Below are 12,090 nucleotides of genomic sequence, written 5' to 3' on the forward strand. Positions count from 1 at the left end.
TTTGTACCCTACATTGTACTAGAACAATCTATCGAGCGCCATTGTCAGCATAGAAAAAGACGACGCAGATGCGTCGTCCTGCTTAATGGTCGCGCTTGACCACGAAGTCGAGCAGTTCCTTAAGTGTCGTCGCTTCGACTGATAATGCATCAATCGCTTGTTCCGCTGCTTCCACCTGAGCTGTCAGTGCGCGTTTCGCTCCTTCAAGACCCAGTAATTTTGGGTACGTTGCTTTTTCGTTCCCTTCGTCGCTACCGACCGGTTTGCCGATTTTTTCAGCATCGCCTGTTACGTCCAAGATGTCATCTTGGATTTGGAATGCGATTCCGAGATGGCGACCGTATTGCTTCAAGTGATCAAGATCCGTCGAGCTGACCGAGGCAAGCAAACCACCCGCTTCGACTGCAAAGACGAGGAGTGCTCCTGTTTTCCGACGGTGAATCGACTCAAGCTCCGCTACGTCATTGATGCCGCCACGCTCACCGAGCATATCGTCGAGCTGACCACCGACCATACCCGTAGCGCCCGCTGCTGTTGCCAACTGTTCGACAAGAGCAAGCTTCACTTCCGGCGAAGCTGGTGTCTCAAGAAGACAGCTGAAGGCGTTCGTGAGCAAGGCATCTCCTGCTAAAATCGCTGTCGCTTCATCAAAAGCGATATGATTCGTCGGACGCCCTCGACGCAGATCATCATCATCCATTGCTGGAAGGTCATCGTGAATCAGTGAGTATGTATGAATCATCTCAAGTGCCGCAGCAGTCGCGTCACCTTTTGAACGATCGATGGAAAAAGCATCGAGTACCGCATAAATCAAGGCTGGGCGAATTCGTTTACCACCCGCATCGAGTGAATACCGCATCGAATCGCGTAAACGATCCGGTGCGTCGAGTCGCTCCATGAACTCTTCCATTTTGTTTTCGACTTGTGTCTTCCACTCATTCAAAGCAATCATTGCGCTCCTCCTTTTTCCCGAAGCGTACCATCTTGCTCCAGGATTTGATCGAGTTTTTTCTCAGCAACGGATAACTTTCCTTGGCAGAGGGCTGTCAGTTTGACGCCTTCTTCATATAGAGCCATCGCTTGTTCAAGAGGAGCTTCGCCCTCTTCAAGTAACGTGACGATTTCTTCTAATCGCTCCAGTGCTTCTTCAAAAGATTGTTCCGTCTCCATTCTTACTCCCCATCCTCTCGTTTAGCACGAATCGTTCCATCATGGAATCGGATATCGAACGAAGACGCTGTCAATGCCTTCGCGGAACGGACGATTTGTCCATCCTGTTCGACATACGTATAGCCGCGCATCAAAACATGCGTCGGACTGACGGAGTCGAGTCGCGCGAGCACATGACGCACTTGTTGTTGCTTGGATTGCAAGAGTCGACGCACGATTTCGAGTCGACGCCGTGATTGTTCAATCGTCGCTCGTTGTTGCACGAAGCGATCCCGCATCGGCACACGCATTAAGCGTGTGTCAAGACGCTCCACCTGTTGCTGGTGTTGCGCTACTACTTGCTTGATCTCCTTTTGGAGTGACATCTCTGCCCGGTCCAATTGTTCCTGCTTCAGTCCGAGTAGGACGCGTGGTGATTTCAGACCGTAGCTCGCGGCAAGCCGTGTCACTTGCTCTTGTTTACTTTTGAGGAGTTGTGCATACGTTCGTTCTAAACGTCGCTCTACATCCTGCACACGTCGAGTGAGTGCCTCTGCTTCCGGAGTGACGAGTTCTGCCGCTGCCGTTGGTGTAGCAGCACGAACGTCGGCGACGAAATCACTGATCGTAAAATCCGTTTCGTGACCGACAGCAGAGACGATCGGAATGCGGGATTCAAACACGGCTGTCACGACAGACATCTCATTGAATGCCCACAGCTCCTCAATCGAACCACCACCACGACCAATGATCAACACATCACAGGCAGCATGCTCATTCATCAGCTGAATGGCACGACTGATTTGTGGTGCCGCGTCCGCTCCCTGTACAAGGACCGGGGCGAAGACGATGGCTGCTTGCGGATAGCGGCGCCGGAGTGTCGTTGCGATATCATGAAGCGCTGCTCCTTTTGGCGACGTGATGATCCCGATGCGCTCTGGAAAAGCTGGCAACGATTGTTTGATTGCTGGATCAAACCAACCACGCTCTTCAAGATCCACCTTCAAGCGTGAGAACGCCTCATATAGCGCTCCTACACCATCTTCCGTCATCCGTTCGACATAGAGTTGCATCTCTCCAGAAGAGACGTAAACGGATAAGCGCGCGGTGACGACGACACGCATCCCATCGCGAACGTCTGCTTTGACTCGACTCGCATCCCGGGCAAACATGACGGCTTTCATCCGTGACTGCTCGTCCTTCAACGTAAAATAAAGGTGACCGGAAGAGTGTCGTTTAAAGTTCGACACTTCTCCCACCACCTGGACTTGTTGCAGAAGGGCGTCGCCTTCTAGTTCACGTTTGACATAGTGGACTAAATCGGAAACGTGAAGAGGTTCGCTCATCGCGCAGCCTCGATCGTGTTATGCAGTAGCATCGTGATCGTCATCGGACCAACGCCACCTGGAACAGGTGTGATCATCGATGCAACGTCTTGTACCGTATCAAACTCGACATCACCGACGAGTTTGCCATCGACACGGTTGACACCAACGTCAATGACGACAGCACCCGGTTTCACCATATCCGCCGTAATCAGCTTCGGTACGCCGACTGCGACGATCAAGATATCCGCTTGACGCGTCATCGCACCGAGATCTTTTGTCTTGGAATGACAATAGGAAACGGTAGCCGATTCATTCAAGAACAACATACCGACGGGTTTACCGACGATTTGGCTACGACCGACGACAACGACGTGTTGACCGGCAATCGGTACGTTCATCTCTTTGACGAGATGAAGAATGCCGTTTGGTGTACACGGTAAAAATGTCGGTTCACCAATCATCATTTTCCCGACAGAGACAGGATGAAAACCATCGACGTCCTTTTCAGGAGAAATCGCAAAAATGACTTTACTCTCATCAATATGGTCAGGCAACGGCAATTGAACGAGAATCCCGTGGACACTCGCATCAACGTTCAGACGTTCGATCAAGTGAAGAAGCTCTGATTCCGTTGTTTCTGCCGGAAGTCGGATCAACTCCGAATCCATGCCGATTTCCTTCGCCGCCTTTTCTTTACCACGTACATAGGACTGACTAGCAGGATCTTCGCCAATCAGGATGACAGTCAATTGCGGTTGAATCCGCTGTTCTTTCAGACGTGCGACTTCTTCTTTCAGCTTCATACGATATGAATGGGCTACCTGTTTTCCATCGATTACTACTGCCATGATTTGTCCACTCCCCCAAAAAGTTCGATTCACTCTTCTGTCTGTTTGTCTCTATTCGGTTTTACAATTTTATGAATTTTCTTTAACGACGCCTTGTGCGACCTTACCGAGAACACCGTTCACGATTTTTGTCGCTTCTTCGTCAGCGAACGCCTTCGTCAATTCAATCGCTTCGTTGATCGTCACTCGAACCGGAATATTCGTTTCGAACAATAATTCGTAGACGGCTAAGCGAAGAATCGTCCGCTCGATGTTTCCGAGTCGTTCGAATGACCAGTTGACCAGTGCTTCTCGGATGTGTTGGTCAATCGTTGCTTTGTTCGTTTCGACACCGTTCACCAATTGCTCGACGAATGTGTCATATTCCTTACCTTCTACCGCGAATTCAATGGCCTCTTGTGCAGTCAGATCCGAAAGCTCCATTTGGAACAAAGATTGGACTGCGAGTTCGCGTGCCATGTGTCGTTTCATCATGATTTTGCGTGCTCCTTTTTTTGTCGTTCTCAATCAGTTAGTTTAGCACATTCCTCTTTTAAAAAACATAGAGAACGCCAAAAAAAGACGGGAGTTCGTCGCACAAACTCCCGTCCCGATTCAGTTAACGATCGTACCTTTTAGCTCACGCTCTGCGAATTTCGTCGTGAACGTCCCACGCCGGAATACCGGGTGACTGAGAACACGTTCGTGGAACGGGATCGTCGTTTTGACACCTTCGATCCAAAATTCAGCCAGTGCACGTTCCATCTTCGCACATGCTTCTTCCCGTGTTTCCGCATGGACGATCAATTTCGCGACCATCGAGTCATAGTACGGTGGAATCATGTACCCTGGATAGACTGCGCTATCGATACGTACGCCCATTCCGCCTGGTGTCACGTATTGTGTGACGCGTCCAGCAGACGGACGGAAATCATGATCTGGATCCTCGGCATTGATTCGGCATTCGATCGAATGACCGTGGAACTTGATATCCTTTTGTTTAACGGCAAGCGGATGATCGAGCGCGACTTGCAATTGCGCTTGAACGAGATCGAATCCAGTGATCATCTCCGTTACCGGATGTTCGACTTGAATGCGTGTGTTCATCTCCATGAAGAAGAACTCTTCCGTCTCTTCGACGAAGATGAATTCGATCGTCCCAGCTCCTGTATATTGAATCGCTTTTGCGGCTTTTACGGCAGCCTCTCCCATCTTCAATCGTGTCGCTTCACTGACCGCAGGTGACGGCGCTTCCTCGATCAGTTTCTGCATCCGGCGCTGGACGGTACAATCCCGTTCACCGAGGTGAATGACATTCCCGTGACGATCGGCGAGGACCTGTACCTCGACATGGCGGAACTCTTCGATGAAGCGTTCTAAATAGACATCCCCGTTTCCGAAAGCTTGTTTTGCTTCACGGCGTGTCTCACTTAGCCCGTTGATCAGCTCTTCTTCCGAACGAGCGACCCGAATCCCTTTACCGCCACCACCTGCTGTTGCTTTGATGATGACCGGATAACCAATTTCTTGCGCCAGTGCGACCGCTTCTTCGTCCGTGACCGTTCCATCTGAACCAGGCACGACAGGCACTCCACACTCGATCATCGTCTTCTTCGCAACGTCCTTGATCCCCATCTGACGGATCGCATCCGACGTCGGACCAACGAACTTGATCCCGCACGCTTCACACATCTCAGCAAAATCAACGTTTTCTGCTAGGAAACCGTAACCCGGGTGGATCATCGTCACTTGACGGTTCGTTGCGACCGCGAGGATATTCGTAACGTTTAAGTAAGATGAAGCAGAACTCGCCTCACCGATGCAGTACGCCTCATCGGCTAAACGAACGTGTAAGGCTTCCTTATCCGCTGTCGAGTAGACAGCAACGGTTTGTATTCCAAGTTCCTTTGCCGCTCGAATGATGCGGACGGCGATTTCTCCACGGTTGGCAATCAATAATTTTTCCATGCTGTTCACCCCCGTTTACGGACGGATCCGGAAGAGTGGTTGACCAAATTCAACGAGATCTCCATCGGCGACAAGAATCTCGACGACCGTTCCAGATACTTCCGAGTTTAAGTTATTGAAGAGTTTCATTGCTTCAAGGACACAAACGATCTGACCCACTTCAATCTGATCACCGACTTTGACGTATGCAGGTTTATCTGGATTCGGACGCGAATAGAACGTTCCGACCATCAAGGCATTGATCGTGACCGTATCATCCGCAGTCGCCTCTTCCTCGACTGGTGCTGCCGCTTGCTTCACAGGAGCAGGCGCCGCCACTGGAGCAACAGGTGCTTGGTGCGAGACCGTCACTGTTTCTCCTTGTTTCTTCAACTTTAATTTATACGTATCCGTCTCGAGTGAGAGTTCATTTACACTCGACTGATCGAGCATTTCGAGTACTTGTTTCAACTGATCGATTTTCATCTGTCATTCTTCCCCCATCTATGCTGTATTCACAATTATTATACCAGGTGCTAATGCCTACTCAAATACTTATATTAACTGGTCATACCATTGGATGCAAGTCAAGCTGAATGAAAAAAGACGTCTCTCGACCTGATAGAAGGTGAGAGACGTCTTGTCGTTTCAATATTATCCGTTGTAACGACCTGTGAAATCACCTGTACGTGTATCAACCGTTACTTTTTCGCCTGCTTCGATGAAGAGTGGTACTTGAATGATATGACCTGTCTCCACTGTCGCATTTTTCTTGACGTTCGAAGCTGTATCACCCTTAACGCCAGGCTCTGCTTCAACGATCGTCATGACGACTGTGTTCGGTAATTCAAGACCGAGGATTTCGCCGTTGTAAACCGCGATTTGAACTTCCATGTTTTCAAGCAAGTATGGAAGAGCTGCTTCGACTTGCGCCGTCGTCAATTCCAATTGCTCATACGATTCTGTGTCCATGAAGACGTAAGTCTCGCCCATTGGGTAAAGGTATTGCATCTTGTTACGCTCGATGTGTGCACGCTCGACACGCTCACCACCACGGAATGTCATCTCTTGGATGTTTCCGTTACGGATGTTACGCATTTTCGTCCGAACGAAAGCTGCCCCTTTACCTGGTTTAACATGTTGGAATTCAAGTACTTGCCAAATCATACCGTCTGAAGTCTTAATCGTTAATCCTGTTTTTAAATCGTTTACTGATACCATGAATGGTTCCTCCTAAAATGTCCCGTCACTCTGAATTAGAGAGTGATCAGTTCTTTTGGTGAAGACGAAAGAATTTCTCGACCTGTTTCCGTGATCAAGACGTCATCTTCAATCCGGCATCCGCCAACTTGCGGCACGTAGATACCTGGTTCGACCGTAACGATCATGCCTGGTTCAAGTTTCGTCTCAGAGCGGAACGACAAGCCAGGTCCTTCATGTACTTCTAGACCAATACCGTGTCCCGTCGAGTGACCGAAGTATTCACCGTAACCTGCTTCTTTGATGATATCACGTGTCAACGCGTCCGCTTCGATCCCAGTGATGCCTGGTTTTAAGCCGTCGACACCCGCTAGTTGCGCTTGTAAGACCGTATCGTAGATTTTCTGCAACTCGGCATTGATCGGACCGACTGCGACAGTCCGTGTGATATCTGAAACATAACCGTTCAAGAGCGCTCCGAAATCAAGCGTGACGAGTTCACCTGTCGCAATGACCTTCGAGCTGGCAACACCGTGCGGCAAGGCAGAACGATAGCCCGATGCCACGATCGTATCGAAAGAAGAAGACGTCGCTCCATGCTTACGCATGAAGAATTCTAGTTCATTTGATACTTCAAGTTCCGTTCGTCCTGGTTGAATGTACGTCAAGATGTGTTGGAAGGTCGCGTCTGCGAGCTCCACCGCTTCCTTAATCATCTTAATCTCTGACGAATCCTTAATCAAGCGTAGGTTTTCAATGATTCCTGTCGTCGGAACAAGCTCGATTGCCGAAGCTTGATCGTATGCTTCAAAAGCACCAAGTGTCATCGCATCCTTTTCGACACCAACCGCGCGAACACGCGCTCCTGCCATCAATTCGCCCATCGTCTCTGGAATCGACCGTTCGATTTGGACGATCTCCATTCCTTTAACTTGGTCTGCCGCTTGCTCCGTGTAACGGAAATCCGTCACGAAGTACGCTTGCTCTTCTGTTACGAGACATGCACCACTTGAGCCAGTGAAGCCGGAAATGTAACGAATATTCTCTGCCTTCGTGACGAGTAATCCTGGAAGGTCCCGTTCCTTTAAAGCTGCTTGTAACGCCTCGATCCGTTGTTTCATGATTGATTTCCCCCTTGTTCCGATTGTTGTAAAGCTTGGAGTGCCTCCGTTGCCAGACGATATCCCGTCATGCCAAGTCCAGCGATGACACCTTGGCAGACGGGTGCGATCATCGAATGATGCCGGAAGGATTCACGTGCATGGACATTCGATAGATGGACCTCGATGACGGGCGCTTCGATTGCAGCAATCGCGTCACGTAACGCGATACTCGTATGCGTGTAGGCAGCCGCATTGAAGACGATGCCGTCCGCTCCCCGTTCCTCGTGAAGAACATCAATCAGTCGTCCTTCATGGTTCGATTGTTCAAACCGAAACTGAATGTTCGGAAAATAAGTGCGAAGGTCGTGTTCTAAGTCGGCTAATGTCGCCGTTCCATATGTATCCGGTTCGCGTGTTCCGAGTAAATTCAAGTTTGGTCCGTTTAATATCAAGACACGCAAAAAAACACCTCCTCGAATTCCTTTTCATTGTATCATAACCCGATTTCCGACTCCTAAAGATTACCTCGTTTTGACGAGTCGAACATAGTTTTTTTGTCGTAAATCAAGTACACTGACGATACACCTAATTTTAATGAAGACGGGATGCGTTCTATTATGAAAACGACTAATCCGCCGGTCGGTGGTCAAGCCATCGTCGAAGGCGTCATGTTCCAAAATGCGACCCACGCGGTCTCTGCGATTCGTCGAAATGATGCGTCGATCGAGACGTTCGCCCAACAAAAGCCGGTTCGACCACGAATCGCTAAAGGTAAAAAAATCCCACTTCTACGTGGCTTGTTTGCTTTAATGGAGTCCTCAGCGAATGGCGCCAGTCATATGAACTTCGCAAGTGACCGATACGGTGTCAAACCTGGTGAAGAAGAGCCGGAAGAAACGACTGCCAGCCCCTTGACGAAATGGCTCGGCGTAGCTGTCGTCGGGATCCTATCATTCTTTTTCGGTAAATTACTCTTTACGTTACTACCTGCTTTCCTTGCATCATTATTCGATGTGATCCCTGCTTTATCGGGACATGTCATTCAAAATGTCATCGAAGCAACAATCAAATTAACGCTTTTGTTCAGTTACCTCTACGTGATTTCATTGACTCCGCTCGTCAAACGGCTCTTTCAATATCACGGTGCAGAGCATAAGGTCATCAACTGCGTCGAATCAGGACGCCCACTCACGGTCGAGAATGTTCGCGTCAGCAGTCGTCTTCATTACCGTTGCGGCTCGAGTTTCTTGATCTTCACCGTCATCGTCGGATTTTTCGTCTATCTGATCGTGCCAACGGATCCGCTTTGGTTGCGTCTCGTCTGCCGGATCGCTTTATTACCGGTCGTCATCGGTCTTTCATTTGAAGTGTTACAGCTGACGAATAAAGCACAGCACATCAAAGGACTTCGCGTCATCGCCTTGCCTGGCCTATGGTTACAGTACTTGACGACGAAAGAACCGGACGATGCACAGATCGAGGTTGCGATTTATGCGTTTGAAGCGTTGGAAAAACAGGAACATAACCTACATGAGAATGCACTGGGTTAATCGATAACAGGGGTGATATTATGATCAGACAACGCATTGGTTCTACATTTGCACTCGTCGTGTTACTGTTCGCTTTTGTCGGCTTCGGATATAAACTCGTCAACAATCCAAGTAGTCTGTTTTCACAATTGCTGTTCTTCGGGATTACCGCCGGGATCATCTTCTTGCTCTTTAAGTTCCTGACTCGTAATCGAAGCGTCGGAACGGGCGTAAATGCCCAGTACCGAAAATCCGTCGCTCAATCAAAAAAAATGCATGGCTCTTCGAATTCTGTTCGCCGAACGGACTTTAAGAAAAAACCGGTCAAATCTTCAAAAGCGCCGGCATCGAATAAAGTCAGACCGTTGCGGGATCGTTCAAAAGCGCCTCATCTGACAGTCATCGAAGGAAAAAAAGGCAAAAAGAAAAAACGTGCTTTCTAATTTCAGAAGTACATTAAAAAGGAGATTCGTCACGCGACGAACCTCCTTTTTTCGTGTTTAATCCGTTTCGACCCAACCGATATACGGTAGATTGCGGTATTCCTCAGCACAATCGATTCCGTACCCAACAACGAAGTAATCCGGAATCTCGAAACCGACATAGTCTGCGTCGAGTTCTACTTCACGACGTGCCGGTTTATCAAGCAATGTACAAACTTTGAGAACTCCAGGTTGATGCAATTTCATGTGATCACATAAGAAATGGAGCGTCCGCCCTGTGTCGATGATATCTTCGATGACGACGACATATTTCCCTTGAACATCAAGATCGAGATCTTTCTTCAACTGAACACGCCCTGAAGAGACGGTCTTTGTTCCGTAAGAAGAGCACGCGACTGTATCAATTTGAACGCTTCCTTTGATTTCGCGCATCAAATCCGCAGCAAAGACCATCGACCCTTTCAACACGACGACGAGAACGATTTGACGCCCAGCCGCATCCACTTCGATCTGTTGTGCTAATTCACGAACCTTTTCTTTCAGTTGTGACTCCGACACTAATTTTTCTTTAATCGTGATTTCCATGACAAGGTGCGAACACCCGCCACCCCCTTCGTCCATTTTCAGGCTCAGTATAGCATACCTACCTTAAAATGCGCACTTTATCATAAAATTGTAATGAATCGTTCGTGTTTGAGAGTTTTTTAGAAAGAAAAAATCAATAAAAACAAGCCTCAATCCTCTGGATGGGCTTGTTGATAGCGATGCAGTTCCTCTTTCAAACCAGGACGTTCCGCGAAAAACTGAATCATTCCGTTAATCTTATCCAATGCTTCGATACTAATATGGTGCTCGATTCCTTCGACATCCTTATAGATCAGTTCTTCATCCACACCAACGAGACGAAGAAAATCTTCAAGTAAGGCATGTCGTTCCACGAGACGCTTTCCGATTTTGCGTCCTTTAGGCGTCAGCATGAGACCCCGATACTTTTCATAAACGAGGTACGTCTCCCGGTCGAGCTTTTGAACCATCTTCGTTACCGAGGACGGGTGAACTCCTAACGACTCCGCTATATCCGACACGCGGGCATATCCCTTATCTTCGATCAGTTTATAAATTTGTTCCAAATAATCTTCCATACTCGGAGTTGGCACGACATCACCTTCCCATTTCATTCATTAGCGTTTCCAGTTCCACTCATCACTACGGTATTTCTCGGCAAGACGCTCAATCTCCTGCCACTGCTCGCTAGTGAACGTTAACGGAACGAACGACAAATCAAGCGCCTCTTCGAAGCCTTTCGTAAACGCTTCTCGTACCTCGTCAAATGCGACAGCGCGACCTGCTAGCTCATTCAAAGCGACAGCTTTACCTGAAAAACGTGCTTTCATCCGCTCGCGCGTTGACTCATCATCATACAAGAAACAATCAAACAATTCACCTTCATCGACAGAGAGCGGGACCGAGCCGTGCTGCAGGACAACGCCTTGATGGCGGACTTGTGCACTTCCGGCGACTTTCCGTTTTCCGACAGCGAGTTCATAATACGATGCTGCATCAAAACAAACGGCTGATTTCGGCTTCCGTAATTCTTCTTTTTCCTCTTCCGTCAACGGAACGGAAAATTCGACCGGAATGCCGAGGTGATGGTATCCTTTGCGAATCCCTTCCGTCAACATCCGATAACTTTCGATGACCGTGCGTGGTAAACCTTCTGTATCTTCCGGGATGACGACACTGTATGTCAACTCGTCTGCATGCAAGACAGCGCGCCCTCCTGTCATCCGACGCACGATTGGAATCCCGAGCTCTGCGATCCGCTCACGATCGATATCACGGGTTGCCCGTTGAAAATGACCAACACTTAGTCCGCGTGGTTCCCATGAGTAAAAACGAAGCGTTGGTGCGATTTCACCACGCCCGACGAACTGAATCAATGCTTCATCAATTGCCATGTTCATTGCCGGCTCCATCGCCGGCGTCGTCAACACTTGCCACTCTCTGTTCACTTGAGCACCCCCAAAACGTTTCCGTCTTAGTGTATCAAACCCATTCTCGGTCGCGCAATCACGAGTCGATTGCCGAAATCGATTTCGTTGACTATAATGAAACAGAGGTTAAACGAACGAAGGGGTTGGAAGTCGAATATGGAAACTGGAACTATCATTACGATCGTATTATGGGTCGCGCTGATCGCCTACATCGCTTGGCGTTTCATGCCGGTCAAAGGCATCACGAAATTGTCGCAAGAAGAATTCCGTGCGAACTACCGTAAAGCACAAATCGTCGATGTTCGCGAAACACAGGAATTCAAAGGTGGACACATCGTCGGTGCCCGTAACATCCCGGTCAGCCAAATGAAGATGCGCTCGAAGGAATTACGAAAAGACATGCCGATTTACTTGTATTGTCAAGGGAGCATGCGTTCTTCACAGGCTGCAAAAGTCTTGAAAAAAGCAGGCTATACGAATCTGTATCAGTTAAAAGGCGGATTCAAGCAGTGGTCAGGAAAAATCAAACGGAGCTAATGCTTCGTTCATCGCAAAAAGAGGGTCTCTCCT

At 48.7% G+C, this 12,090-nt stretch carries 16 protein-coding genes; 3 read left to right on the forward strand and 13 right to left on the reverse strand.

Annotation, left to right across the window (positions count from 1 at the left end; all coding sequences use genetic code 11):
• Positions 1–82 precede the first annotated feature (82 nt).
• From EXG77_RS11505 to aroQ, 10 genes are all read right to left on the reverse strand, one after another.
• On the reverse strand, positions 83–952 hold the full coding sequence (locus tag EXG77_RS11505; RefSeq protein ID WP_035398301.1) for a polyprenyl synthetase family protein: 870 nt from the start codon (positions 950–952) through the stop codon (positions 83–85).
• Positions 949–1,170 carry an exodeoxyribonuclease VII small subunit gene (gene xseB / locus EXG77_RS11510; RefSeq protein ID WP_023467583.1) on the reverse strand — a complete coding sequence of 74 codons (222 nt, stop codon included), beginning with the start codon at positions 1,168–1,170 and terminating at the stop codon, positions 949–951. Before xseB ends, EXG77_RS11505 begins: the two co-directional genes overlap by 4 nt.
• Before the next feature lie 2 nt (positions 1,171–1,172).
• On the reverse strand, positions 1,173–2,495 hold the full coding sequence (gene xseA / locus EXG77_RS11515) for an exodeoxyribonuclease VII large subunit (protein WP_023467582.1): 1,323 nt from the start codon (positions 2,493–2,495) through the stop codon (positions 1,173–1,175).
• The gene (folD, locus tag EXG77_RS11520; protein WP_023467581.1) at positions 2,492–3,325 is read right to left on the reverse strand and encodes a bifunctional methylenetetrahydrofolate dehydrogenase/methenyltetrahydrofolate cyclohydrolase FolD; all 834 of its coding nucleotides are present in this window, start codon (positions 3,323–3,325) and stop codon (positions 2,492–2,494) included. The genes xseA and folD overlap by 4 nt, the downstream gene beginning before the upstream one ends.
• Before the next feature lie 69 nt (positions 3,326–3,394).
• Positions 3,395–3,799, reverse strand: a complete 405-nt coding sequence (nusB, locus tag EXG77_RS11525; protein ID WP_023467580.1) for a transcription antitermination factor NusB — start codon at positions 3,797–3,799, stop codon at positions 3,395–3,397.
• Between the two features lie 120 nt (positions 3,800–3,919).
• Positions 3,920–5,272: an acetyl-CoA carboxylase biotin carboxylase subunit gene (gene accC / locus EXG77_RS11530; protein WP_023467579.1), complete on the reverse strand. Its 1,353-nt coding sequence runs from the start codon at positions 5,270–5,272 to the stop codon at positions 3,920–3,922.
• A gap of 15 nt (positions 5,273–5,287) precedes the next feature.
• Positions 5,288–5,737, reverse strand: a complete 450-nt coding sequence (gene accB, locus EXG77_RS11535; RefSeq protein ID WP_035398302.1) for an acetyl-CoA carboxylase biotin carboxyl carrier protein — start codon at positions 5,735–5,737, stop codon at positions 5,288–5,290.
• A gap of 168 nt (positions 5,738–5,905) precedes the next feature.
• Complete coding sequence (gene efp / locus EXG77_RS11540; protein ID WP_023467577.1) at positions 5,906–6,472, reverse strand: elongation factor P; 567 nt, start codon at positions 6,470–6,472, stop codon at positions 5,906–5,908.
• Positions 6,473–6,507: 35 nt separating this feature from the next.
• Complete coding sequence (locus EXG77_RS11545; protein WP_023467576.1) at positions 6,508–7,572, reverse strand: Xaa-Pro peptidase family protein; 1,065 nt, start codon at positions 7,570–7,572, stop codon at positions 6,508–6,510.
• The gene (gene aroQ / locus EXG77_RS11550) at positions 7,569–8,015 is read right to left on the reverse strand and encodes a type II 3-dehydroquinate dehydratase (protein WP_023467575.1); all 447 of its coding nucleotides are present in this window, start codon (positions 8,013–8,015) and stop codon (positions 7,569–7,571) included. The genes EXG77_RS11545 and aroQ overlap by 4 nt, the downstream gene beginning before the upstream one ends.
• Positions 8,016–8,171: 156 nt before the next feature.
• Here aroQ and EXG77_RS11555 point away from each other — a divergent pair, with 156 nt between their 5' ends.
• The gene (locus tag EXG77_RS11555; RefSeq protein ID WP_035398303.1) at positions 8,172–9,104 is read left to right on the forward strand and encodes a DUF1385 domain-containing protein; all 933 of its coding nucleotides are present in this window, start codon (positions 8,172–8,174) and stop codon (positions 9,102–9,104) included.
• Between the two features lie 20 nt (positions 9,105–9,124).
• Positions 9,125–9,526, forward strand: coding sequence for an SA1362 family protein (locus tag EXG77_RS11560; protein ID WP_035398304.1), 402 nt, complete (start codon positions 9,125–9,127; stop codon positions 9,524–9,526).
• Positions 9,527–9,583: 57 nt separating this feature from the next.
• On the opposite strand, the gene hpt is transcribed toward EXG77_RS11560, so the two are convergent.
• From hpt to EXG77_RS11575, 3 genes are all read right to left on the reverse strand, one after another.
• Entirely contained in the window at positions 9,584–10,111 is a 528-nt protein-coding gene (gene hpt, locus EXG77_RS11565) for a hypoxanthine phosphoribosyltransferase (RefSeq protein WP_035398306.1), read from the reverse strand.
• Between the two features lie 149 nt (positions 10,112–10,260).
• Complete coding sequence (mntR, locus tag EXG77_RS11570; protein ID WP_035398709.1) at positions 10,261–10,683, reverse strand: transcriptional regulator MntR; 423 nt, start codon at positions 10,681–10,683, stop codon at positions 10,261–10,263.
• A 24-nt stretch (positions 10,684–10,707) separates the two neighbouring features.
• Entirely contained in the window at positions 10,708–11,538 is an 831-nt protein-coding gene (locus tag EXG77_RS11575) for a lipoate--protein ligase family protein (RefSeq protein WP_023467570.1), read from the reverse strand.
• A gap of 138 nt (positions 11,539–11,676) precedes the next feature.
• Between EXG77_RS11575 and EXG77_RS11580 the strand changes: the two genes are divergently transcribed.
• Positions 11,677–12,057, forward strand: coding sequence for a rhodanese-like domain-containing protein (locus EXG77_RS11580; RefSeq protein WP_023467569.1), 381 nt, complete (start codon positions 11,677–11,679; stop codon positions 12,055–12,057).
• Positions 12,058–12,090: the final 33 nt, after the last annotated feature.

The sequence above is a fragment of the Exiguobacterium sp. OS-77 genome (assembly GCF_000414195.2).
In the GTDB taxonomy this organism is placed as follows: domain Bacteria; phylum Bacillota; class Bacilli; order Exiguobacteriales; family Exiguobacteriaceae; genus Exiguobacterium_A; species Exiguobacterium_A indicum.